At 69.0% G+C, this 23,346-nt stretch carries 25 protein-coding genes and 1 tRNA gene; 10 read left to right on the top strand and 16 right to left on the bottom strand.

Translation table 11 applies throughout. From position 1 onward, the window contains the following. Positions 1-5 precede the first annotated feature (5 nt). Complete coding sequence (locus tag ACFWZU_RS00390) at positions 6-398, top strand: DUF5362 domain-containing protein (RefSeq protein ID WP_439699428.1); 393 nt, start codon at positions 6-8, stop codon at positions 396-398. A 22-nt stretch (positions 399-420) separates the two neighbouring features. Here the strand turns inward: ACFWZU_RS00390 and hppD are convergent, their stop codons facing one another. Next, the gene (gene hppD, locus ACFWZU_RS00385) at positions 421-1,515 is read right to left on the bottom strand and encodes a 4-hydroxyphenylpyruvate dioxygenase (RefSeq protein WP_439699427.1); all 1,095 of its coding nucleotides are present in this window, start codon (positions 1,513-1,515) and stop codon (positions 421-423) included. 135 nt (positions 1,516-1,650) lie between these two features. Between hppD and ACFWZU_RS00380 the strand changes: the two genes are divergently transcribed. Next, positions 1,651-2,121: a MarR family winged helix-turn-helix transcriptional regulator gene (locus tag ACFWZU_RS00380; RefSeq protein ID WP_439699426.1), complete on the top strand. Its 471-nt coding sequence runs from the start codon at positions 1,651-1,653 to the stop codon at positions 2,119-2,121. A gap of 187 nt (positions 2,122-2,308) precedes the next feature. Here ACFWZU_RS00380 and ACFWZU_RS00375 read toward each other — a convergent pair whose 3' ends face one another. Beyond that, the gene (locus ACFWZU_RS00375) at positions 2,309-3,814 is read right to left on the bottom strand and encodes a peptide MFS transporter (RefSeq protein ID WP_439699425.1); all 1,506 of its coding nucleotides are present in this window, start codon (positions 3,812-3,814) and stop codon (positions 2,309-2,311) included. Between the two features lie 160 nt (positions 3,815-3,974). Beyond that, positions 3,975-4,823, bottom strand: coding sequence for a tryptophan 2,3-dioxygenase (locus ACFWZU_RS00370; RefSeq protein ID WP_439699424.1), 849 nt, complete (start codon positions 4,821-4,823; stop codon positions 3,975-3,977). 214 nt (positions 4,824-5,037) lie between these two features. On the opposite strand from ACFWZU_RS00370, the gene pdhA reads away from it, so the two are divergent. The 4 genes from pdhA to ACFWZU_RS00350 all read left to right on the top strand — a co-directional run bounded on the left by pdhA (position 5,038) and on the right by ACFWZU_RS00350 (position 9,250). Next, complete coding sequence (gene pdhA / locus ACFWZU_RS00365; RefSeq protein WP_439699423.1) at positions 5,038-6,123, top strand: pyruvate dehydrogenase (acetyl-transferring) E1 component subunit alpha; 1,086 nt, start codon at positions 5,038-5,040, stop codon at positions 6,121-6,123. A 3-nt stretch (positions 6,124-6,126) separates the two neighbouring features. Further along, positions 6,127-7,107, top strand: coding sequence for an alpha-ketoacid dehydrogenase subunit beta (locus ACFWZU_RS00360; RefSeq protein WP_439699422.1), 981 nt, complete (start codon positions 6,127-6,129; stop codon positions 7,105-7,107). Positions 7,108-7,283: 176 nt separating this feature from the next. Further along, a complete protein-coding gene (locus ACFWZU_RS00355) occupies positions 7,284-8,672 on the top strand; it encodes a dihydrolipoamide acetyltransferase family protein (protein ID WP_439699421.1) in 1,389 nt (462 codons plus the stop codon). Positions 8,673-8,866: 194 nt separating this feature from the next. Then, a complete protein-coding gene (locus tag ACFWZU_RS00350) occupies positions 8,867-9,250 on the top strand; it encodes a VOC family protein (RefSeq protein WP_439699420.1) in 384 nt (127 codons plus the stop codon). A gap of 117 nt (positions 9,251-9,367) precedes the next feature. Here ACFWZU_RS00350 and ACFWZU_RS00345 read toward each other — a convergent pair whose 3' ends face one another. The 8 genes from ACFWZU_RS00345 to ACFWZU_RS00310 form a co-directional block, all read right to left on the bottom strand. Next, on the bottom strand, positions 9,368-10,012 hold the full coding sequence (locus ACFWZU_RS00345; RefSeq protein ID WP_439699419.1) for a DUF6348 family protein: 645 nt from the start codon (positions 10,010-10,012) through the stop codon (positions 9,368-9,370). A gap of 7 nt (positions 10,013-10,019) precedes the next feature. Further along, positions 10,020-10,349, bottom strand: a complete 330-nt coding sequence (locus ACFWZU_RS00340) for a hypothetical protein (RefSeq protein WP_439699418.1) — start codon at positions 10,347-10,349, stop codon at positions 10,020-10,022. Between the two features lie 9 nt (positions 10,350-10,358). Next, on the bottom strand, positions 10,359-11,717 hold the full coding sequence (locus ACFWZU_RS00335; RefSeq protein ID WP_439699417.1) for a tryptophan--tRNA ligase: 1,359 nt from the start codon (positions 11,715-11,717) through the stop codon (positions 10,359-10,361). Between the two features lie 118 nt (positions 11,718-11,835). Beyond that, entirely contained in the window at positions 11,836-12,750 is a 915-nt protein-coding gene (gene rocF, locus ACFWZU_RS00330; protein WP_439699416.1) for an arginase, read from the bottom strand. A 42-nt stretch (positions 12,751-12,792) separates the two neighbouring features. Beyond that, a tRNA-Thr gene (locus tag ACFWZU_RS00325) sits at positions 12,793-12,868 on the bottom strand. A gap of 152 nt (positions 12,869-13,020) precedes the next feature. After that, positions 13,021-13,701, bottom strand: a complete 681-nt coding sequence (locus ACFWZU_RS00320) for an SPOR domain-containing protein (protein WP_439699415.1) — start codon at positions 13,699-13,701, stop codon at positions 13,021-13,023. A gap of 27 nt (positions 13,702-13,728) precedes the next feature. Next, positions 13,729-14,484, bottom strand: a complete 756-nt coding sequence (locus ACFWZU_RS00315; RefSeq protein ID WP_439699414.1) for a type III pantothenate kinase — start codon at positions 14,482-14,484, stop codon at positions 13,729-13,731. Further along, entirely contained in the window at positions 14,481-15,452 is a 972-nt protein-coding gene (locus ACFWZU_RS00310; RefSeq protein WP_439699413.1) for a biotin--[acetyl-CoA-carboxylase] ligase, read from the bottom strand. The genes ACFWZU_RS00315 and ACFWZU_RS00310 overlap by 4 nt, the downstream gene beginning before the upstream one ends. 186 nt (positions 15,453-15,638) lie before the next feature. Between ACFWZU_RS00310 and ACFWZU_RS00305 the strand changes: the two genes are divergently transcribed. After that, entirely contained in the window at positions 15,639-15,953 is a 315-nt protein-coding gene (locus ACFWZU_RS00305) for a hypothetical protein (protein ID WP_439699412.1), read from the top strand. A gap of 166 nt (positions 15,954-16,119) precedes the next feature. On the opposite strand, the gene ACFWZU_RS00300 is transcribed toward ACFWZU_RS00305, so the two are convergent. The 5 genes from ACFWZU_RS00300 to ACFWZU_RS00280 form a co-directional block, all read right to left on the bottom strand. Beyond that, positions 16,120-17,496, bottom strand: a complete 1,377-nt coding sequence (locus ACFWZU_RS00300; RefSeq protein WP_439699411.1) for an ATP-binding protein — start codon at positions 17,494-17,496, stop codon at positions 16,120-16,122. 80 nt (positions 17,497-17,576) lie between these two features. Next, the gene (locus ACFWZU_RS00295; protein ID WP_209615474.1) at positions 17,577-18,269 is read right to left on the bottom strand and encodes a response regulator transcription factor; all 693 of its coding nucleotides are present in this window, start codon (positions 18,267-18,269) and stop codon (positions 17,577-17,579) included. Further along, a complete protein-coding gene (locus ACFWZU_RS00290; RefSeq protein WP_439699803.1) occupies positions 18,269-18,574 on the bottom strand; it encodes a PepSY domain-containing protein in 306 nt (101 codons plus the stop codon). The genes ACFWZU_RS00295 and ACFWZU_RS00290 overlap by 1 nt, the downstream gene beginning before the upstream one ends. Positions 18,575-18,690: 116 nt before the next feature. Next, positions 18,691-19,674 carry a tRNA dihydrouridine(20/20a) synthase DusA gene (dusA, locus tag ACFWZU_RS00285; RefSeq protein ID WP_439699410.1) on the bottom strand — a complete coding sequence of 328 codons (984 nt, stop codon included), beginning with the start codon at positions 19,672-19,674 and terminating at the stop codon, positions 18,691-18,693. 17 nt (positions 19,675-19,691) lie between these two features. Next, positions 19,692-20,324 carry a TMEM175 family protein gene (locus ACFWZU_RS00280; protein ID WP_439699409.1) on the bottom strand — a complete coding sequence of 211 codons (633 nt, stop codon included), beginning with the start codon at positions 20,322-20,324 and terminating at the stop codon, positions 19,692-19,694. A 161-nt stretch (positions 20,325-20,485) separates the two neighbouring features. Between ACFWZU_RS00280 and ACFWZU_RS00275 the strand changes: the two genes are divergently transcribed. The 3 genes from ACFWZU_RS00275 to ACFWZU_RS00265 all read left to right on the top strand — a co-directional run bounded on the left by ACFWZU_RS00275 (position 20,486) and on the right by ACFWZU_RS00265 (position 23,323). After that, positions 20,486-21,262: a ferredoxin--NADP reductase gene (locus tag ACFWZU_RS00275; RefSeq protein WP_439699408.1), complete on the top strand. Its 777-nt coding sequence runs from the start codon at positions 20,486-20,488 to the stop codon at positions 21,260-21,262. Between the two features lie 158 nt (positions 21,263-21,420). Then, entirely contained in the window at positions 21,421-22,563 is a 1,143-nt protein-coding gene (locus tag ACFWZU_RS00270) for a DUF3182 family protein (RefSeq protein WP_439699407.1), read from the top strand. Further along, entirely contained in the window at positions 22,550-23,323 is a 774-nt protein-coding gene (locus ACFWZU_RS00265) for an alpha/beta hydrolase family protein (protein ID WP_439699406.1), read from the top strand. The genes ACFWZU_RS00270 and ACFWZU_RS00265 overlap by 14 nt, the downstream gene beginning before the upstream one ends. Positions 23,324-23,346 lie beyond the last annotated feature (23 nt).

Here is a 23,346-nt window from a genome sequence, read left to right as displayed (position 1 = left end):
ACCACATGTCTTACGTACCTGCCGCACCCGGCGCGGGCATGCCTGCGCGCGCAACCCGCGAAATCAGCCTGCCGCTGGCATCGGCCGCCGGCTGGATGAAGTTCATCGGCATCATGTTCATCATCCAGGGTGCGATCACTGCCCTCACCATCATCGGCATCCTCATTGCGTGGCTGCCGATCTGGACCGGCGTGCTGCTGCTCCAGTCGGCCGGGGCGGCGCAGCGCTCGCAGCTCCAGGATGACGCCAATGCGCTGATCGAAGCCCTCTCGCGCCTGAAAACCTACTTCGTGATCCAGGGCGTGCTCTACCTTGTCGGGCTCGCCCTGCTGGTCGTCTACCTCGTCTTCTTCGGGGCGGTGGTGGCCGCCATCGTGCACAACAACCTCGGCCACTGACCGGCGGTTCCCGCGGCGTGCCTTACAGCACGCCGCGCTTCATCTGGTCGCGCTCGATCGATTCGAACAGCGCCTGGAAGTTGCCCTCGCCGAAGCCTTCGTTGCCCTTGCGCTGGATGATCTCGAAGAAGATCGGCCCGATGTTGTTCTGCGTGAAGATCTGCAGCAGCTTGCGTTGCTTGGTCTCCGGATCGGCATCGATCAGGATCTTGTTCTTGCGCAGGCGCGGCACGTCTTCACCGTTGTCGGGAATGCGCAGGTCGATCACGTCGAAGTAGGTATCGGGCGTATCGAGGAACTCGACGCCCTGCTCGCGCATCGCTTCGACCGTCGCATAGATATCGTCGGTGAAGCAGGCGATGTGCTGGATGCCCTCGCCGTGGTACGCGTCCAGGTATTCGTTGATCTGGCTCTTCGGGTCGTTCGATTCGTTCAGCGGGATGCGCACGATGCCGTCCGGCGCGGTCATCGCCTTCGACACCAGGCCCGTCTTGGCGCCCTTGATGTCGAAATAGCGGATCTCGCGGAAGTTGAACAGTCGCTCGTAGTAATCCGACCACTTCTGCATGTTGCCGAAGTAGAGGTTGTGGGTGAGGTGGTCGATGAAGGTCAGCCCGAACCCCTTCGGATGCTGCGCAGCCCCCGGCACCGCTTCGTAGTCGCCGTCGTAGACGTCGCCCTTGGCGCCGTAGCGGTCGACCAGGTAGAGCATGCAGTCGCCGATGCCCTTGACCACCGGCGCGTTCACCGCCTTGCTGGCAGCCTTGTGATCGACTGCTTCGCCGCCGTTGGCCAACACCTTCTTGCATACCTCGTCCGCCGCCATCTTGAAGCGGATGGCGAAGCCGCAGGCGCAGGGGCCGTGCTTGGCGGCGAAATCGGCGGCAAAGGAGTCCGGGTCCTCGTTGACCAGGAAGTTCACACCGTTCTGGCGGTAGACGGTGATCGCGCGGGTCTTGTGCTTGAGCACCGCGGTGAAACCCATCTTGCGGAACAGCTCATGCAGCTCGCCACCGCGGCCGGCTGGCGCAGCAAACTCGACGAATTCGAAGCCGTCGATGCCCATCGGGTTTTCGAACGTGGTGACCTGCATGCCGAGGTTCGGTTGGGCGTTCATGGCGCTCTCCTCAAATGGCGAAGACGTAAAGTGGCGATGCGGCCACGCCCACGAGCATGCGCGGGGGCCACGAAGCTTCCGGCTGGATCTCCGTTATAGTTACATGTGAAACCATTTGCAAGGAGCTGCGCTGCCGTGCCAGCCAAGCGCCAACCTGTCCGCCCGCCGGCCGAACACGCACCGCTCGAACTGGAGCGGTTCCTGCCCTACCGGTTGTCGATCGTGTCCAACACGGTCAGCCAGGCGATCGCCGACGACTACCAGCGCCGCTTCGACCTGGCCGTCACCGAGTGGCGGGTGATGGCCGTGCTGGGGCGCTTCGACGGGCTGTCGGCGCGCGAAGTGGCCGAGCGCACGGCGATGGACAAGGTGGCGGTCAGCCGCGCGCTTGCCCGACTGGTCGCGGCAGGTCGCGTGGACCGCGCCACCCATGACGGCGACAAGCGCCGCTCGGTGCTCAACTTGAGCGAGGCCGGCTGGGCGATCCACGACCAGGTCGCGCCGATGGCGCGCCAACGCGAGCGCGAATTGCTGGCGAAGCTCGATGCCGAGGAACAGGCCTGGCTCGAGCGCATTCTCGACAAGCTGATGCCGCCGGAGCGCTAGATCCGATCCTTCCCCCGTTTACGGGGGAAGGTGCCCGAAGGGCGGATGGGGGCGATCGGAGCGCGGAGCGGCGGCGTTCGTGCAAACCCGCTCTTGAAAGCGGCAACCCGCAATATCCGGCAAGGCTTCCCCCATCCGCCTGTCGGCACCTTCCCCCGTGGGACGGGGGAAGGCTCACTGGCGAGCTCTATTTCACCCCGTGCATCAGCTTGTTGATCAGCGGCGAGATCACCAGCAGCAGCACGCCCGACCCGACCAGCACCCAGAAGCAGAAGTTGAAGCCGGACAGCGCGGAAGCGACCGTCATGCCGCTCTCGCCACTGATCGAACGCGCCACCAGACCGGAAAAATCACCGCCGGCCGCCAGCGAGAGGAACCAGCCGCCCATCGCCAGGCCAACGAACCGCGGCGGCGCGAGCTTGGTCACCATCGAAAGGCCGATCGGTGACAGGCACAGCTCGCCCAGGGTCTGCATCACGTAGCACAGCACCAGCGGCCAGAACGGGATCAGGCCGGTGGGCCCGAGCAGTTCCTTGAGCGCATACACCAGCACGATGAAGCCCAGGCCGTTGAAGATCAGGCCGAAGCTGAACTTGCGCGGGATCGACGGCTCGGCGTTGCGGCGCGAAAGCAGCGCCCACACCAGCGTCAGCAGCGGCGCGAACGTGAGGATCGCCAGCGGCGTCACCGACTGGAACCAGCCGACCGGGAACACCCAGCCGCCGAACATCTCGCGGTCCACCCAGTTTTCCGCCAGGAAGTTGAGCGAGGTGCCGAACTGGAAGTAGAACGTCCAGAACACCACGCTGAAGACGAACACGATCAGCATGGCGATCACCCGGTGCAGCTGCACCCGGTCGTGACGCATCGCCTCGACGATCAGCGCCGCGGCCACGCCGATGAACAGCACGCCCAGCAACCACTGCAGGCCCTCGGCGCCGACGTAGGCCAGCAGTGCATAGATCAGCGGCACGGCCACCGCGGTGCCAATCAGCACCCACAGCACGCGCAGGCGGTTTTCCATGCCCGCCAGCGGACGGCCCAGGCCCTTGAGGCCACGGCGACCGAACCAGAACCACAGGAAGCTCAGCAGCATGCCCACGCCGGCGGCGCCGAACACGATGCGGTAGTTCTGCTGCATCGGCGTGTCGGTGAAATGGGCCGCCATCCAGCCGGTCAGCAGCGGCGCCACGAAGGCGCCTGCGTTGATGCCCATGTAGAACAGGGTGAAGCCGCGGTCGCGTCTCGGGTCGTCACGGCCATAGAGCTGGCCGACCATTGTGGAGATGTTCGGCTTGAACAGCCCGTCGCCGGCGATCACCAGCGCCAGGCCGAGCATCATCAGCGGCTTGCTCGGCACCAGCAGGGTGAACAGGCCCGCGGCCATCACCGCGGCGCCGAGCAGGATCGAACGCTGGTAGCCGATCACCCGGTCGGCCACGTAGCCGCCGAAGATCGACGCGGCGTAGATCAGCGCGGTGTAGGCGCCATAGATGCCGGCCGCCCAGCCCTGCCCCGCCGGGTCGCCGTTGAAGAACTGCGCCACGATGTACAGCACCAGCGCCCAACTCACGCTGTAGTAGGCGAAGCGCTCCCAGAACTCGGTCATGAAGAGCATCCACAGCGGGCGCGGGTGGCCGAGCAACTGTGGATAGGCGGGCGCGGCCGGCGCGGATTCGGCGGTCTGGCTCATGGATTCCCCTTGGGCTGGAGGGCACGCTCGCCGCGCGCCATCGTTGACGTGTAACCGGCGCAAGGGCGGCGCGTCAATGGCGGGGCGCTTGCGGAGCGCACCCCGCGCGCGACCGCCGGGCATCACGGTCGCGCACGGGAGGCGCTTCCACAACGGAGCGTCAGGTGCCGAGCACCGTGCGCACGTCCAGCAGCTCGGGGAAGAACTCCAGCTCCAGCGCCTTCTTCAGGAACGACACGCCGGAGGAGCCGCCGGTCCCACGCCGGTGCCCGATGATCCGCTCCACCGTTTTCATATGGCGGAAACGCCACAGCTGGAAACTTTCCTCGATGTCCACCAGCTGCTCGCACATGTGGTACTCGGGCCAGAACTCCTTCGGCTGTTCGTAGATCCGCCGGAACACCGGCAGCAATCCCTCGTGGCGCCGGTGCGGCTCGGACCAGTCGCGCTCGAGCAGGTCGGCCGGCACCGCGTGTCCGCGGCGCGCCAGGTAGCGCAGGAACTCGTCGTAGAGGCTCGGCGCCTCGAGCACCGCGCGCAGTTGTGCCTGCGCCGCCGGATCGTGCCCGAACACCTTGAGCATCTGCGCGTTCTTGTTGCCGAGCAGGAATTCGATCGTGCGGTACTGCAGCGACTGGAAGCCCGAGGACGGCCCGAGCTGGTCGCGAAATTCCAGGTACTCGGCGGGCGTCAGCGTTTCCAGCACCGCCCACTGCTCGAACAGCTGGCGCTGCACCTGCTTCACGCGGGCAAGGATCTTCAGGCAGGTATCCAGCTCGTCCCGTTGCAGGTGCGCGATGGCGGCGCTCAACTCGTGGATGACCAGCTTCATCCACAACTCCGCCACCTGGTGCTGCACGATGAACAGCATCTGGTCGTGCGTGGGCGGATCGCCGACCGGCTGCTGCGCCGACAGCAACACGTCCAGCCGCAGGTAGCCGCCGTAGGTCAGCCGGCCCTGCAGGTCGGTTTCGATGCCAGCTTCGAGGTCGCGGCGGTTGTCCGTCATGGTGTCGTCTGTAGGCGCCAAAACCGCATGGTAACGCCACTTCGCGCCCAGCCCGTACCGGTGCGCATGTTGCACCGTACCTTGCAGCGCAACACGCCTGCCTGCTATCAAAGGCGGTCTTTTCGGGCCGTTTGCGCGTGCCTGGCCCCACTGGATGGGCCGCCGCCTCCCCCAACGTATCCCCATCTCCACTCCACCTTCACGGGAGCGAGTCGTGTCCATCGCCGCCAAGTTTGAAATCGAGTACCTGCAATACCTCGACGCCGAGGGCAAGCAGGTGCGGGACGACCTGCCTGCCTTCGCGCAGGACCTGAACCAGATGGTCGAGCTGTACAAGCTGATGCTCTCCACCCGCGTGTTCGACGCCAAGTCGATCGCGCTGCAGCGCACCGGCAAGCTCGGCACCTATGCCTCGTGCCTGGGCCATGAGGCCGCGCACGTCGGCATCGGCAGCGCCATGAAGCCCGAAGACGTGCTGGCGCCGAGCTACCGCGAGTACGGCGCGCAGCTCTACCGCGGCGTGCAGCCGCGCGAGGTCTACATGTACTGGGGCGGCGACGAGCGCGGCAACGATTACCAGAACGAGCCGGCGCGCCACGATTTCGCTTGGTCGGTGCCAATCGCCACGCAGTGCCTGCACGCGGCCGGTTCGGCACTCGCCTTCAAGATCCGCGGCGAGAAGCGCGTGGCGGTGTGCACCATCGGTGACGGCGGTTCGTCCAAGGGCGACTTCTACGGCGCGATCAACATCGCCGGCGCGCAGAACCTGCCGATGGTCGCGGTGATCGTCAACAACCAGTGGGCGATCTCGGTGCCGCGCAAGATCCAGTCCGGCGCGCCGACGCTGGCACAGAAGGGCATCGCCGCGGGCCTGTACTGCATCCAGGTCGACGGCAACGACATCATCGCCGTGCGCAAGGCGATGGAGGACGCGCTCGAGCGCGCCCGCAACGGCGAGGGCGGCAGCGTCATCGAGGCGGTCACCTATCGCCTGGGCGACCACACCACCGCCGACGACGCGCGCCGCTACCGCGGCGAGCAGGAGGTCAAGGACGCCTGGGCTAAAGACCCGATGAAGCGCCTGAAGAACTGGCTGGTGGCCAAGAAGGTGTGGGACGACAAGAAGGAAGAAGCCTGGAAGGCCGAGTGCGACGACTGGATGGACAACGAGGTCAACGCCTACCTCGAGACCAAGACCCAGCCGGTCACCGCGATGTTCGACTACACCTTCGCCGAAATCCCCGCCGACCTGGAAAAGCAGCGCGATCTCGCGCTCTCGCTCGAGAACAAGGCCCACTAAGCCATGGCACAGATCACTCTTATCGAAGCAGTCACCCAGGCGCTCGCCTACGAGATGGCGCACGACGAATCGGTCGTGGTGCTGGGTGAAGACGTGGGCGTCAACGGCGGCGTGTTCCGCGCCACCCAGGGCCTGCAGGAAAAGTTCGGCGAGCTGCGCGTGCTCGACACGCCGCTGGACGAAACCACCATCGCCGGCGTCACCGTCGGCCTGGCCGTGCAGGGCATGAAGCCGGTGGCCGAGGCGCAGTTCGAGGGCTTCATCTACCCGATGATGGAGCAGATCGCCTGCCACGCCGCGCGCCTGCGCAACCGCACCCGCGGCCGGCTGACCGTGCCGGCCGTCTGGCGCGCGCCGTGGGGCGGCGGCATCCGTGCGCCGGAGCATCACTCCGAGGCCAACGAGCACCTGTTCACCAACATCCCCGGCCTGCGCGTGGTGATGCCTTCCTCGCCGGCGCGCGCCTACGGCCTGCTGCTGGCGGCGATCCGCGACCCCGATCCGGTGATGTTCTTCGAGCCCAAGCGCATCTACCGCCAGTACAAGGAAGAGGTGCCGGACGACGGCGAGGCGCTGCCGCTGGACGTGTGCTTCGTGCTGCGCGACGGCACCGACGTGACCCTGGTGAGCTGGGGCGCACAGGTGAAGGAAACGCTCGAAGCGGCCGACGCGCTGGCCGCCGAGGGCATCAGCGCCGAAGTGATCGACGTCGCCACGCTGACGCCGCTGGACTTCGACACCATCGCCGAGTCGGTGGCCAAGACCGGCCGCTGCGTGATCGTGCACGAGGCGCCCAAGACCGCCGGCTTCGGTGCCGAGATCGCTGCGCGCCTGGCCGAGGAATGCATGTTCGACCTGCTCGCGCCGGTCGAACGCGTGACCGGCTTCGACACGCACATCCCGCTGTTCCGACTGGAAATGAAGTACCTGCCCAGCACCGAGCGCGTGGTCGAGGCGGCCAAGCGCACGCTGGCGGCCTCGTAAATCCTTCTCCCCTCCCGGGAGAAGGTGCCCGGAGGGCGGATGAGGGGCCAAGGCTTGCGGTAAATGACATTGGAGCATGTGATCGCTTCGATGAACTTCCAGGCGAGCCCCGCCCCTCACCCCAGCCCTCTCCCCGCAGGGGAGAGGGAGAAAACCCAAAACCTGGAAGCTTACTCATGGCTGACATCAAGACGTTCTACCTGCCCGACCTCGGCGAAGGCCTGCCCGACGCGACCATCGTCGAATGGCACGTGAAAGTCGGCGACACGATCAAGCTCGACGCGCCGCTGGCCTCGATGGAAACCGCCAAGGCGGTCGTCGAGGTGCCCTCGCCCTACACCGGCAAGGTGACCAAGCTGTACGGCGCCGCCGGCGACGTGATCGAGACCGGCGCCGCGCTGGCCGACTTCGAGCCCGACCCGAACGCCAAGCAGCGTGCCGAAGCCGAGGCCACCGGCCACCACCATGGTCCGAAGAAGAGCGTCGGCAGCCCCGCGCCGGATGACAGCAGCAAGGTCATCGCCTCGGACGAGGGCGGCGAAGTCTCGACCAACGGCAAGGATCGCGAGGACGAGGGCACCGTGGTCGGCGCGATGGTCAGCGGCAACACCGTGCACGTCGAGCAGGCCGCCAGCATCGGCGGCGTCAAGGCGGTACCGGCGGTGCGCGCGCTGGCGAAGAAGCTCAAGGTCGACCTCACCAAGGTGCGCCCGACCGGCGCCGACGGCGTGGTCACCATGAAGGACGTCAAGGACGCCGCCGCCAACGGCAGCGCCCCGCTCGGCGGCACGCCGGCGCGCGAGGTTCCCGCTTCGGCCGGCCGCCACCTGGCGCCGGAACTGCCCGAGCCCGGCCCGGCCCCGCAGCGCGGCCCGGTTTCCCTCGCCGGCAAGCCGGTGCGAACCGCGCCGCCGTCGCAGCCGGCGACCGGTCAGCCCGAGCAGTTGAAGGGCGTGCGCCGCAACATGGCGCGCGTGATGGCCGACGCCCACGCCCAGGTCGTGCCGACCACGCTGGTCGACGACGCCGACCTGCACGCCTGGATCGGCAAGCAGGACATCACCGCACGCCTGATCCGCGCGATCGTCGCCGCATGCAAGGCGGTGCCCGCGCTCAACGCCTGGTTCGACGGCAAGAACCTCACCCGCACGATGCACCCGCACGTCGACATCGGCATCGCGGTCGATACCGACGACGGCCTGTTCGTGCCGGCCCTGCGCAACGCCGACGTGCTCGACGGCGCCGGCGTGCGCGCCGCGATCAAGCGCCTGCGCAGCCAGGTGGAGGACCGCACGATCCCGCCGTCGGAGCTCTCCGGCTACACCATCAGCCTGTCCAACTTCGGCATGTTCGCCGGCCGCTACGCGACGCCAGTGGTGGTGCCGCCGTGCGTGGCGATCATCGGCGCCGGCAAGCTCAGCCACGACGTGGTCGCCGTGATGGGCGGCATCGAGGTGCATCGCCGCATGCCGATCAGCCTGACCTTCGACCACCGCGCTGCGACCGGCGGCGAGGCGGCGCGCTTCCTGAAGGCGTTGCTGGACGATCTGGCGTTGCCGCAATAAAGCGAGGAACGGGAGCGGGAAACGGCAAGCTGGCCGCAAACCGCTCCCTCTCCCCCGGCCCCGCCGGGGGAGAGAGCTGGGGAGAGGGGGAGGCCCTTGCTTCCACACCCACCCAGGAACGGAGCGCTTTGCGCTCCGTTTTCTTTTCACGCCTCCGGGCGCACTCTCGGCCTTCCGTATGCACGGAGGTCCCCATGCACCACAGCCGCCTCAGCACCATCGTGCTCGACTGCCAGCTCGACGACCTGGAGCCGGCCATCCGCTTCTGGAGCGCCACGCTGGGCAAGCCCGTCGAGGGTGCCGACCAGGACGGCGACGGCCGCTACGCCGCACTCGCCACCGCCGACGACGAGCCGATCATCCTGCTGCAGAAGGTCGCGCACGAAAGCCGCGTGCACCTGGATATCGAAACCGACGATCTCGACGGCGAAGTGGCTCGCCTGGAAGCGCTGGGCGCACGCGCCATCGCCTTCGTCCGCGAGCGCTGGTGGGTAATGCAGGCGCCCACCGGCCACCGCTTCTGCGTGGTGCAGAAGCAGCGCGAGCGATTCGGGCCGCATCTCAACAGCTGGGAGTAGGCAGGGAGCGCAACCCCGGCATCGACCGATACCCGTGTGCGACCGTGATGCATGGCGGTCGCGCACAGGTGCGCTCCTACAGAAAGTCCGCGAGCGGTTGGGTCCGGCGCCGGAGGCTCAGTAATCCCGGACGTCCAGCGCGATCAGGTTGCGCACGTCGTACGCCTGCGCGGCCCCCGGCCACGTCAGCGACGCCAGTGCACGATCGCCGGCCGGCCACGGCGCATTGTCCAGCAGCACCTCGGTGGCCAGCGTGCCATCGGCGGTGCGGCGCAGGAACAGCCGGATCCAGTGCAGGTGCGGCCCGAGCGATTCGCTCTTCAACGCGTCCGCCACGCTGGCGATGGCGCCGGCCGGAACGTCGACGTCCGCACCTTCCACGACGACGCGCCCGATGAAGGCGTCCCACTGGCGCAGGCCGATCTCCCACTGCGCCAGATCCAGCTTGCGCTCGTCGGTGACGTACCAGCAGGCGGCCAGCAATACCGGCAGGTCGCTGCGCGCGAAGCGATCCAGCGCATCGCGCCAGCCCGCCTCGCCCTGCCCGGTGCCGGCGTAGCTGAGCTCGAGCTGGCGCTCTTCTTCGAGCACCAGATCGACGTCCAGTCGTCCCGGCTCGCCCGTGGCGGAGGCGTCCTGCCAATGCGCGCGCAGCGCCGGATAGTCGCCATCGGTCAGCAACCAGTCCTCGTCGGGCTCGAGTTCCACCTCGTGCCGCTCGAACAGGCGGGCCAGTTGGATGTGCAGCTTGTCGGAAGTCATCAGGAGCTCACCGGCGCGCCCGGCGCCACAGCAGATAGCGGAAAAGCATCGCCAGTCCCAGCACCGCCACGCAGGCGCCGTAGCCAAGCAAGGCCGGCAGCACCTGCTGCCAGATCGCGCCACTGGCGCGGCCGAAGGCGTCGACCTGCGGCGGCGGCGCAGCTTCGAAGCCCCAACCGGCGCTCACCGCTGCCGCGAGCGCCGCAAGCACCAGCGCGAGCCAATCGAACGCGCGGCGCGCGGCCGTGCGCGGCAGACTCTTGGGATAGGTGAAATAGGCCCAGGCCAGCACCAGCAACCAGGGCGCGAGCAGCAGCAGCGCGAGATAGCGAAGCATGGGCGTCCCTCACGCTTCGCTGGCGAGCTGGTCGAGCGCCTCGCGCAGCCGACCCAGCGCCTGGTCGCGCTTCGCTTCATCGGCAAACGCAGGCGTACTGCCCACCTCGCTGCCGTCGAGCTCGAGCACCACGCCCGCAGGCGTTGCCCGCAGGCTGGCCGCGCCACCGGCTTGCTTGAGCTGCTTCTGCGCCGCGCCGGCCGCCTTCGGATCGTCGAAGGCGCGCGAGAGCAGCAGCTCCTCGCCGTCCCCCGCGAACAGGCGGAAGCGGAAGCGGCCGTCCTCGTCGCGGAAGCTGGCCAGGCGCGGCGGCTTGTCACCGCGGGGCTTGGCCGTGGCAGCGCCACTGGTCGCCACCACGTGGCTGCCCAGCCCCACCGCGTCCCGTAGCCGCGCCATCTTCGGCGTGGCGATCGCGCGCGCCTTGCGGGCGCCTTCCTGCAGGATCGCCTCGATGTGTGCTGGCTGCGCGATCAGCGCGTCGTAGCGCTCGCGCATCGGCGCGATCTGCGCCTCCAGCAATTCGAACAGTGCCTGCTTGGCCTCGCCCCAGGACAGGCCCGACTCCAGCGCACCACGGAACGCGGCGGCGTCGGCATCGTTCGCGAACGCGCGGTAAAGCGTGTAGAGCGAGGAGCTTTCCGGGTCCTTCGGCTCGCCCGGCAGGCGCGAGTCGGTGACGATGCGCATCACCGCCTCGCGCAGCGCCTTGGCACCGCCGGCGAACAGCGGGATGGTGTTGTCGTAGCTCTTGGACATCTTGCGGCCGTCCAGGCCGGGCAGCGTGGCCACCTGTTCCTCGATCTGCACTTCCGGCAGCGCGAAGAACTCCTGGCCGTAGATGTGGTTGAAGCGCTGCGCGATGTCGCGCGCCATCTCCAGGTGCTGGATCTGGTCGCGGCCGACCGGCACCGTGTGCGCGTCGAAGGCAAGGATGTCGGCGGCCATCAGCACCGGGTACATGTACAGGCCTGCAGTGACGCCGGCATCCGGGTCCTCGCCGGTCTCCACGTTGCGGTCGACCGCCGCCTTGTAGGCATGCGCGCGGTTGAGCAGGCCCTTGGCGGTGACGCAGGTGAGCAGCCAGGTGAGCTCCGGGATTTCGGGGATGTCCGACTGCCGATAGAACGTCACCCGTTCCGGGTCCAGCCCGCAGGCCAGCCAGCTCGCCGCGATCTCCAGCCGCGACCGCGCCACGCGTGCCGGATCGTCGCTCTTGATCAGCGCGTGGTAATCGGCCATGAAAAAGAAGGCATCGACGTCCTCGCGCCGGCTGGCGGCGATCGCCGGGCGGATGGCGCCGGCGTAGTTGCCAAGGTGCGGGGTACCGGTGGTGGTGATGCCGGTGAGGACGCGGGTTCGGTTCATGGTTCTTTCGTTCTGGATACGGGGACACGGCCGGCAACACGCGCCGCCAGCCGGTCGATGATAGGCGTTCGCAGGGCGGGCCGGTATGCGCGGTGCCGACGCAGCCCGGCGCGGGCGGTCAGCGGATCAGCGTGGACTTGCCGAACAGCGACTCGACCAGTTCCACCGCCAGGTCGCCAGTCTGGTTGTGCACGTCGTAGGCCGGGTTGAGCTCGACGATGTCGAGCGAAGCCAGCCTGCCGGTGTCGGCAATCATCTCCATGCACAGCTGCGCCTCGCGGTAGGTCGGGCCGCCGCTCACGGTGGTGCCCACGCCCGGCGCGATCGGCGGATCGAGGAAGTCGACGTCGAAGCTGACGTGCAGGTGGGTGTCGTCGTCGAGGCCAGCCAGGGCCTCTTCCATCGTGCGCTTCATGCCGACTTCGTCGATGTGGCGCATGTCGAAGACTTTCATGCCCGACTCGCGCACCAGCTTCTTCTCGCCCTCGTCGACCGAGCGGATGCCGATCTGCCGGAACACGTCCGGCGTGGTGGAGGGCGTGTGGTTGCCGATACCGACGAGTTCGGCCGGGCCGTTGCCGCACAGGCAGGCGACCGGCATTCCATGGATATTGCCCGAGGGCGTCGCAGTGGAGGTGTTGAAGTCGGCATGGGCATCCAGCCACAGCACGCGCAGCTTCTTGCCCTGGTCGCGGCAGTGGTCGGCGACCGCGGAAATCGATCCGATCGCCAGGCAATGATCGCCGCCGAGCATCACCGGGATGCGCCCGGCCTGCAGCTCCTGGCGTACGGCCGTATGGACGGCCATGTTCCAGGTCGCCACTTCGTCCAGGTGCCGATAGCCGTTGTCCGGCGGCAGCCACGGATTGAGCGGACCCTGCAGGTTGCCTCGATCGATCACCTTCAGACCGCGCGCGGCAAGGCGTTCGCCCAGCCCGGCCACGCGCAACGCCTCCGGCCCCATCGAGGCGCCGCGATGGCCTGCGCCAATGTCCGTGGGTACGCCGATCAAGCTGACTGTCTGCTGGGTCATAAGGCCTCGTCCGTCCGGTGGGATGCCCGCGCTGGCGCGCGGTGGTGCCGGCAGCAGGAGTCGAACCCGCGACCTACTGATTACAAATCAGTTGCTCTACCAACTGAGCTATGCCGGCCTTGAGAGGCCATGGAGTCTAGCAGGCAGGGCGTGGAGGCGCTTGGCGGGCACCCACCCCACCCCTCCCCTTGGACGGCAGGGAGCCGGGCGCGGTGGCGTGAAGCCGCGCCTCTGGAAGCGAGGAGTGGACGGGGATCGAGCCCGCCTGCGTCAGAAACAGGTCGTGCTGTGCGACCCGATGCCCGCCGTGCGGACCCGGCCGTGCCAGTCGAAGCGGGCGCCGTCGGCCACCACCAGGTCCAGCCAGTATTCGGGCACCTGTTCGGTGCGCTCCTGGATCTGCGCGGGGAAGCCTGCGGCGGCGACCTCGTCGCGGCGCTTGCGCGCGTTCGCCGGGTCCTTGAACAGGCCCAGCGAAATGGCGTTGGGTTGGTCGCCGGAACTCATGACGAAGTAGTCGCCCACCTGCGCCGCGTCCAGCCGGCGCGCCAGCGCGAGCACCTGGGCGCGGGTGCCCGGCGCGGGCAGGTAGACCCACCAGGCACGCGTCTCGGTGGTCTGCTCCTGGCGCGAGCGCATGCGCACGCCGGGGGCCATCAACGCGGTGCGGGCGTTGCGCAGGTCCTGCGGGGTATCGAACGGACCCACCGCCAGGCAGCGGGTTTCCAGCGCGACCGGGACGCTGGCAGCAGGCGCCGGGGCCGCGGCCGCAGGGAGCGGCCGACTGGCGGCGGGCGCCGGTGGCGCGGTCTGCTCGGACAGCAGGTGCAGCATCGGCACGCCCGGATCGGTCACGCTGCGTCCGTGCGAATCGTCCTGGCCGAGTACCAGCCAGGCACCCACCGCGATATTGAGCGCGATCAGCAGGACGAACAGCAGGCGCAGGAACATCGGACTCCCCCCGGGTGGACGCACATCTTAGGGCGTCGCGGCGGTGCCCGACTGTGCCTGTGCCCACACCGCCAGGCCATGCAGTACGCCGTGTTCGACCATGGTGACGGGCCGGTCCAGCAACGGCACCAGGCCCGCGGCGTCACCGCCGTCCAGCCGCACCGCGGGCGCTTGCCCGAAGCGGGGCGCCATGCGGTCCACGAAACGTTCGACCAGTGCGGCGGCGGCGTGCCAGCAGCCGGAAACCACCGCGTCGGAGGTGTTGTCGGCGGCATCGACCAGCACGCCGTCGTTGCGCGGGCGCACCTGCGCCGTGGCGCCGAGCAGGGCCTGCTGCATCAGACGCGGACCGGGGGCGATCAGGCCACCGAGGTGGCGGCCATCCGCAGCCAGCGCATCCAGGGTGAGCGCGGTACCGACGCCGACCAGCACGCAATCGCCCGCGCCCGCGGCCCGGGCCGCGACCATCGCCAGGAAGCGGTCCACGCCCAACCGTCCCGGCTCCGGGTAGGCATTGCGCACGCCACAGGCCGTCGCCGGCGTGCGCATCCAGGTCACCTCGCGCCCGAACAGCGCGCGCACCTGCGCCGCCACCGCCTGTTCGCGCCCGCCATCGACCACTGAAGCACCGAAGGCCACCGCCGGTACCGGCAAGCTCTCCCAGGTGGAGGCGAGCAGGGCCAGGTCCTCGTTCCAGGCCGACGCGCCCTGGGCATGCCAGCGGCCGTCGTCCTCCAACGCCCATTTCAGGCGCGTGTTGCCGAGGTCCAGCAGGAGCCTCATGCGCGACGTACCGTGACGTCGGCGCTGTCGATCGAGCGCAGCTCGCCGTCGGCCAGGCGCACCTGCAGCGCGCCGCGCGCGTCGACACCGGCGCCCACGCCTTCGAAATGCCCTTGCGCGCCACTGAGCTTGAGCGGGCGTCCGGCGAGCAGGTCGTGGCGGGCGTAATCGGCGGCGAAAGGCGCGAAACCGTGCCGCTCGAATTCGCGCAATCCCTCGACCAGCGCGGCGATCAGCCGGGCCGCCACCAGGTTGCGATCGGGCAGCTCCGTCGCCAGCGTGGCCAGGTCGCAGGCCGGTTGCCCGGCCTGTTCGCGCAACGCCTCGGTCAGGCGCAGGTTGAGGCCCACGCCGATCACCGCCGCGCACGGCCCCTGGTATTCGCCGCTCAGTTCAACCAGCACGCCGGCAAGCTTGCCGCCGCCGGCCAGCACGTCGTTGGGCCATTTCAGGCCCGCGCCCTCGATGCCGAGCGAGTCGATCGCGCGCAGCACCATCGTGCCCACTGCCAGTGACAGGCCCGATAGCGCCGCGAAGCCACGGTCGAAGCGCTTCAGGCATGACAGGTACAGATTCAGCCCGGGGGGCGACAGCCAGCTGCGTCCGCGCCGGCCACGCCCGGCGGTCTGCGTCTCGGCCAGCACCATGCCCAGGTCGGGCGCCTCGGCCAACCGGCGCTGCAGCTCGCTGGAGGTGGAATCCAGCTCCCAATGCACTTCCAGCCCGCCCAGGCGCGCGGCGCAGGCACGCGGCAGGGCGGCGCGGATGCGCCCGGCATCGAGCAACTGAACGGGCCAGGGCAGCCGGTAGCCGGCGGCACCGCGCGCCTCGACCGGCACGCCACGCGCACGCAGCGTCTCGACCTGTTTCCAGATCGCCGCACGGGTGACGCCCGCGCGCTCGGCGAGCTGGGCGCCGGAGACGGCCTCGCCCGAGGCCAGGGCGGCCAGCAGATGTTGTGCCTGCATCAGCCGCAAGCTCCTGGGTCGGACCCGGCAACGCGGGTGGGGAAAGGGGTCTCGCGCATCGGGAGATTCTAGCCTTTCCGGCGCCCTGTCACGCCTGGCGCACCCGCTTGCGCCGGGCACTGGCTTCCCCCTCACGTTTCTGCGACGATCCGGGACCTTGGCTGGTGGATCAAGGGGTTGGTCACCATGGAACTGAAACGCTGCCTGTTCGGATGCGTGTTCGCGCTCGCCAGCGTGGGCACCGCGTCGGCCATGGGCGTGTCCACCCAGGACCCCACCGCCCCGCACGCGACCATCGACAGCGGCAGCCACGACGGTGGCGGCGCGGCGAGCGACGCGTCCGGCACCAACCGCGACTGCACCCTGCCCGGCCCCGCCGGCGACAGTGCCGACGACAGCGACGGCGGTGGCGGTGGCGGCAGTGCCCCGACGGCGCACCCGCGCGCCAGCCATCACAGCAGCCTGGGCTGGCAGTCGCTACTGCCCGGTTCGATCCAGTAAGCGGATCAGCACCCTTTCCCTGCCGGGAGAGGGCCGAGCTGAGGGCGATTCGCCCCCATCGCGCCCTTCGTATGGCGATCGCAAGCGACAGACGTCGCCTGGATGGGCATTTTCCGAGCGTTCCATCAAGCACTTTTCCCGATGAGGGAGAGCGGCTAAGGCAACGCTAGCTCGCCGGCAGGTTCACGCTGAAGCGCGCGCCGCCCAGCTCGGGCGAGCGGTCCACCACCAGTTCGCCGCGGTAGGCCTTGACGATGTCCTGTACGATCGACAGGCCGATGCCGTGACCCTGCACGCGCTCGTCGCCGCGCACGCCGCGCTGGAGCACTTTCTCGATCTGGTCTTCGGCGATGCCCGGACCGTCGTCCTCCACGCTCAGCCACAGGCCCGGGCGCTGGCGTCCGGCCTGCGGCTGCGACTTGACCACCAGCAGCACGCGGTGGCCGGCCCACTTGAAACCGTTCTCCAGCAAGTTGCCCATCAGCTCCAGCAGGTCCCCCTGCTCGCCGTAGAACGCCGCGCCCTCGTCCATCTCGAATTCGCACAGCACGTTCTTGGCTGCGTAGACCTTTTCCAGGCTGCGCACCAGGTCCTCGGCATGACCGGCAATCGGCACCGCGCTGGCAAAGGTCTGCCGCCCCGAGGTCGCGGCGCGGGCGAGCTGGTAGGCGACCAGCTCGTCCATGCGCCGCACCTGGTCGAGCACGTCGCCACGCAGGGTCGGTTCGTTGCCGGAGGATTCCAGCCGCGAGCGGATCACGGCCAGCGGCGTCTTCAGGCTGTGCGCGAGATCGGCCAGCGTGTTGCGGGTGCGCGTGCGCTGCTCGCGTTCGGAGTCGATGAAGGCGTTGATGCGGTCGGTCAGCGGGATCAGCTCGAGCGGATACTGGCTGTCCAGGTGATCGCTCTTGCCGCGCTCCACCCGCGCCATGTCGGTGGCCACTTTGCGCAGCGGGGTCAGGCTCCAGCGCAGCAAGAGCAACTGCAACACGATCAGCATCACGCCCAGGATCGACAGCATGCCGACCAGGGTGCGCCGGTACACCGCGTTCTCGCCTTCGAACTGGCTCTCGGTCTGCGCCACCATGAAGGTCAGCCGCAGCGGCTTCTTGTCGGGCACGTCCCAGGCCACGCCCAGCGCGTAGTAGTAGAGCCGTCCCATGCGCGTGTCGATCGGACCGGCGAAGCGGTTCTCGCCGGGGTCCAGCGTCTTGAGGAACGCGAAGTCGCGGCCGATCGCCGAGGACGACTCCCAGCGGAACCCCTTGTCGCCCAGCACCACCGCGTAAAGGCCGGAGCCTGGCTGTGAAAAGCTCGGATCGGGCGGCGCATCGGGCAGCAGCACCTTGCCGTAGCGCGACACCTCGCTGCCGGCCAGGTAGGCGATCACGTAGTTCTGCAGCCGGTCATGCAGGTTGTTGAGCGCGGTCTCGTGGTTGGCCCGCGAGAGCGTCAGTCCGACCAGCCCGAGGAAGCCGGCCAGCACCAGGCCGGTGGCAATGGCCGCGCGCGCCGCCAGCGAAAACGGACGGGGCGCGAACATGGATCAGCGACCGCCCGTGGGCTGCGGGCGGCGCAAGGCGTGCATGCTCAGGAGCCGCCGCAGGACCATGGACCCGGGACTCAGTCGTCGTCGCCGTCGCTGCGGGGAATGGCGAAGCGGTAGCCACGGCCGCGCACGGTTTCGATCGGCTTGAGCGCGCTCTCCGGGTCGAGCTTGCGGCGCAGGCGGCCGATGAACACTTCCAGCACGTTGGAGTCGCGGTCGAAATCCTGCTGGTAGATGTGCTCGGTGAGGTCGGCCTTGGAGACCAGCTCGCCGGCGTGGAGCATCAGGTATTCGAGCACCTTGTACTCGTAGCTTGTCAGGTCGACCGGCTTGCCCTCGACGGTCACCGTCTGCGCGGTGGTGTCCAGCTTGATCGGGCCACAGGCAAGCACCGGCTTGGACCAGCCGCTGGCGCGGCGGACCAGCGCATTGATGCGCGCCAGCAGCTCCTCGACGTGGAACGGCTTGACCAGGTAGTCGTCGGCGCCGTGCTTCAGGCCCTCGACCTTGTCCTGCCAGGAGCCGCGTGCGGTGAGGATCAGGATCGGGTAGCGCTGGCCCGCCTCGCGCAGGGCCTTGACCAGTTCCATGCCCGACATCTTGGGCAGGCCCAGGTCGATGATCGCAAGGTCGAACGGGACCTCGCGGCCCAGGTAAATGCCCTCCTCGCCGTCCTGGGCGGCGTCGACCGCGAAGCCGTCACGCTTCAGCCGCGCGGCGAGGGTCTCGCGCAAGGGCGCCTCGTCCTCGACCAAAAGGATGCGCATCAGTGTTTCTCCTTCTTGCCTGCGCCGTTGCCGGCCGGGTGTTTGCCCGTGCCCTCACGCGGGGCATCGGACGAAATCGAGATGGTCCGCACATGGCCTTCCGGGGTGAGCACCTTGATGCGGTACTCGGTCCGCCGGCCGAACTTGCGCGGATCAGCCGACAATATCTTACCGCCGGTGTCCTGTTGCACCTTCGCCACCGCTTCTTCCAGCGTCAGCGGCGTCTTCTCCTGCGGCGGAGCGGCATGCGCGAGCACCGGCAGCAGCAGGGCCGGCAGGCAGGCTAGGAGGCGTCGAAGAAACATGGCAGGCAAGGCGGTGGCTCGTATCCAAATGATTAGCAGCCTAGGCAAGCGGGGCTGAACCATGGCCGGATGGGACAACCTGCTCCCTCCCCTTCGAGGGAGGGCTTCAACATGGTTCACGCGGCGTCCCGGCGGCCGCTGGCGGCCTGTTCGAGCAGGCTCCAGCCCGCGCCGGGCAGGTGCGCGCCCTCGCTCAGCACGCGCCGGAACGTGCGGGCACCGGGCTCGCCCTGGTACAGCCCGAGCACGTGCCGGCTGATGTGCTTGAGTGCGGTACCGCGCTTGAGTTCCGCCTCGACATAGGGACGCAGGTGGTCGAGCACTTCCTCGCGCGAGGGCATGGGGCCGCCGTACAGCGCCGCCTCCAGCTGCGCCAGCAGGTAGGGATCGTGATAGGCCGCGCGGCCCAGCATCACGCCGTCGACCTGCGCCAGGTGCGCCAGCACCGCCTCGACCGAGGTGATACCTCCGTTGATGACCACCACCAGCTGCGGGAACTCGCGCTTGAGCCGGTACACGCGCTCGTAGTCAAGCGGCGGGATCTCGCGGTTCTCCTTCGGGCTCAGGCCCTGCAGCCAGGCCTTGCGCGCATGCACCACCAGCACCTGGACGCCCGCCGCGACCATGGTTTCGGTGAAATGCTGCAGGTCAGCGTAATCGTCCTGGTCGTCCACGCCGATGCGGCACTTGACCGTCACCGGCACGTCTACGGCCTCGCGCATCGCGCGCACGCAGTCGCCGACGAGCGTCGGCTCGCGCATCAGGCAGGCGCCGAAGCGGCCGGACTGCACGCGGTCGGACGGGCAGCCGACGTTGAGGTTGATCTCGTCATAGCCGGCCCGCGCGCCCAGCCGCGCCGCCTGCGCCAGCTCCGCCGGCTCGCTGCCGCCCAGCTGCAGCGCCACCGGATGCTCCTGCTGGCTGTGCTCGAGCAGGCGCAACTGGCCGCCGCGCACCAGCGCGGCGCTGGTCACCATCTCGGTGTAGAGCCGCGCGTGCGGCGACAGCAGCCGGTGGAAATAGCGGCAGTGCCGGTCCGTCCAGTCCATCATCGGGGCGACGCACAGGCGGAAATCGGCAGGGTCGGGACGCGCGGTCATCCGCCCATTGTAGCCGTTCACCCCGAGGCGGCCTCGCGCCCGATCCAGCGCCGCGAGACCGCCAGGCCCACCCCCACGACCGCGGCGCCCCCCGCGGCAACCGCCAACCCGGCCTGCAGCAGACCGGCGGCGGCGATCAGCGCCGGCGCCATCAGCAGGCGGAGCAACCACACCAGCGCGATCCGGCGCTCGAGGTCGGGCGCGAGCCTCGCTACGAAGGCCAGGTAGGCCCATAGCAGCGCCGCGCTCACGTAGGTCGCGGCGGTCCCGACGAAGTAGGCCTGCATCGCCTGCGGGTCATCCTGCATGTGCTCCAGCGAGAAGCGTATCGCCACCGGCAGCAGCGCCACGAAGGCCAGCAGCAACAGGTTCAGCGCCGTACCCGGCAAGTCGATGTCGCGCAAGTGCGCGAACATGCGCCGGTGGTTCAACCAGACACCCCCGGTCAGCACGAAGCTGATCAGGTACAGCACCAGTGGCCGCGCCCACGCATCCCACAGGCCGTGCCCCGCGACCAGCGTCGGCTTGAGCTCGATCGCCGAAAGCGTGATCGCAATGGCGAACACGCCGTCGGAGAGCATGATCACCCGGTCCAGGTGGCGTTGCCCTACATGATGTTCCTCGACCGGCAGTTCGCCGCGCTTGGCCATGATTTTCCCCCGGTTGGTCGATGCGGATCGGCGGCAGCCTGCGCTTGCGCGCTCGAACGCTTGCCGTGCCCGCGCTATGCTATGACGTTGCCCTGCCTCGCGCGCGGTCCCCGCGCCTGCCTCGCCCAGGGCACCCGTCCCCCGACCGAGAATGCAAGACCATGGTGGCACTGGCGACCGAGCACGTGATCGACGTGCGGCACTGGAACGACAGCCTTTTCAGCTTCCGCACCACGCGCGACCCCGGCTTCCGCTTCGAGAGCGGGCAATTCGTGATGATCGGCCTGGAAGCGGACGGCCGTCCGCTGATGCGCGCCTATTCCATCGCCAGCGCGAGCTGGGAGGAACACCTCGAGTTCTTCTCGATCAAGGTGCCCAACGGCCCGCTGACCTCGCGCCTGCAGCACCTCAAGCCCGGCGACCCGCTGGTGGTCAGCCGCAAGTCCACCGGCACGCTGGTGCTCGACGACCTCAAGCCCGGCCGGAACCTGTACCTGCTCGGCACCGGCACGGGCCTGGCCCCGTTCATGAGCATCATCCGCGACCCGGCGACCTACGAACGCTACGAGAAGATCGTGCTCGCCCATGGCGTGCGCCAGGTCAGCGACCTGGCCTACGCCGACTACCTCGAGCGCGAACTGCCGCAGCACGAGTACCTGGGCGAACTGGTGCGCGAGAAGCTGATCTACTACCCGACCGTCACCCGCGAGCCCTTCCGCAACCGCGGCCGCATCACCGACGCCATCGTCGACGGCGTGATGAGCCAGGTCACCGGCCTGCCGCCGCTCAGCCCGGACACCGACCGCGTGATGCTGTGCGGCAGCCCGGCGATGCTGGAGGACCTGTGCGCGCTGCTGGACGGGCGCGGGTTCCAGGCCTCGCCGCGCACGCGTGAACCGGGCGATTACGTGATCGAGCGGGCGTTCGTCGAGAAGTAGGGTCCTGCAGGACCGCACGCCCCCCCCCCGAACCGGGAGAGAGGGCGCGGACAGGCCGATGGCCCAACCGCGCCGCCAGCTTCAACAGCCCATCGACACCGCGGCCACTAGCCTCCTGACGATTCGGCGCCGCACGCGCCCTTCTTGCGGAGACTCCGGTGGCATCCAGCACCCCGCCCCCACGGCAGGCACGCCAGGCGCGCGGCAGCGTGGTGCTGGGCATCGGGCGCGACGCGGCGCATTCCAGCCACGAGGCCGCCGCGCACGCAGCCATCGCGCAGCAACTGGCCGACCTGCTGGACTACGACTTCGCCGGCGCCTACGTGCCGGGACAGTCCTATGCCGGTCCGCTCTACTTCGTGCCGGGCGACGTGCTGACCGGGCTGGATACGGCCGGCGCCTGCGGCATCCGCAGCCCCTCCGACCTGTTCGGCGGCGTGGTGCCGGACCGCGTGATGGCCTCCAAGGCGATCACCCATCCACTGGTCGAGGATCCCACGCGCGCGCCGGAGGGCTGGTCCGCGGCGTTCGCCGAGCGGGTGCGCGCGGTGGTGCTGCCCGGCTACAGCGCCTACGCGCCCGCCGATGCGCGCCGCGCCGGCCGCGCGCTGTTGCAGCGGGGCCCGGTGCGGATCAAGCCCGCCCATGGCAACGCCGGTCGCGGCCAGCGCGTGGCCAGCGACATCGGCGAGCTGGATACCATCGTCGGCGCCTTCGACGAGGAGGCACTCGCCCGTGACGGCCTGGTGCTGGAGACCGACCTGGTCGACCTCACCACCTGGAGCGTGGGCCAGGTGCGCGTGGGCCACCACACCATCGCCTACTACGGCACGCAATGGCTGACCCGCGACAACGCCGGCGAGGTGGCCTACGGCGGCTCCAGCCTGCGCGTGCACCGCGGCGGCTTCGATGCGCTGCTGCGCGAATCGCTGCCGCCGCCCGTGCGCGAGGCCGCGGCGCAGGCGCAGCTGTACGACGAGACGGCGCGGCAGTGTTTCCCGCGCATGTTCGCCTCGCGCCGCAACTACGACGTGGTGCAGGGCAAGGACCATCGCGGCCACCCGCACGCCGGCGTGCTCGAATCGTCTTGGCGCATCGGCGGGGCGAGCGGCGCGGAAGCCGCCGCGCTGCTGCGATTCCGCGACGAGCCGGGCCGCCGCTGGCTCGGCGTGCGCACGGAGGAGCGCTACGGCGCCGATGCCTCGCCGCCGCCCGGTGCCACCGTGCTGTTCCACGGCATCGATCCGGCGGTGGGGCCGCTGCTGAAATTCACCGTGGTGGAGGACGATGACAACACGTAGCGAACATACCGACATCGCCGTCGACGGTGCCCGCATCGCCGGCACCCTGCTCGCCCCCGGCTCGACCATTCCCGGCGTGCTGTTCGTGCATGGCTGGGGCGGCTGCCAGGAACGCGACCTGGGCCGCGCGCAGCAGATCGCCGCACTGGGCTGCATCTGCCTGACGTTCGACATGCGCGGCCACGTGCGCACCGAGGCGATGCGCCAGACCGTCACCCGTGAGCAGAACCTGGCCGACGTGGTCGCCGCCTACGACCACCTGCGCATGCAGCCGCACGTCGACCCCGATTCGATCCTGGTGGTCGGCGCCAGCTATGGCGGCTACCTCGCTGCCATCCTCACCTCGCTGCGTCCGGTGAAATGGCTCGCGCTGCGCGTGCCGGCGCTGTACCGGGACGCGGACTGGGACGAACCCAAACGCTCGCTGTCGCGCGGGCAACTGGACGCCTACCGCAGCCGCGTGCTCGAGCCGGACGACAACCGCGCCCTGCGCGCCTGCGGGAACTTCGGCGGTGACGTGCTGATCGTCGAATCGGGTCACGACCACCTGGTGCCGCCCCCGGCCATCGTCAGCTACCGCAACGCCTTCCGGCGTACCCATTCGCTCACCTACCGGATCATCGACGAGGCCGACCACGCGCTTTCCAGTCCCGACTGCCAGCAGGCCTACACCTCGATGCTGCTGGCCTGGACCACCGAAATGGTGTTCGGTGCGCGTGCCGGCGGTGCCCCCGGCCGGGCCCCGCCGCGTTCCTCGTAGGCGGGCCTGGAACCGTTCGTGTT

The organism is Frateuria sp. GZRR33 (genome assembly GCF_051900425.1).
In the GTDB taxonomy this organism is placed as follows: Bacteria; Pseudomonadota; Gammaproteobacteria; order Xanthomonadales; family Rhodanobacteraceae; genus Frateuria_A.
This window is presented reverse-complemented; position numbering and strand designations above follow the sequence as displayed.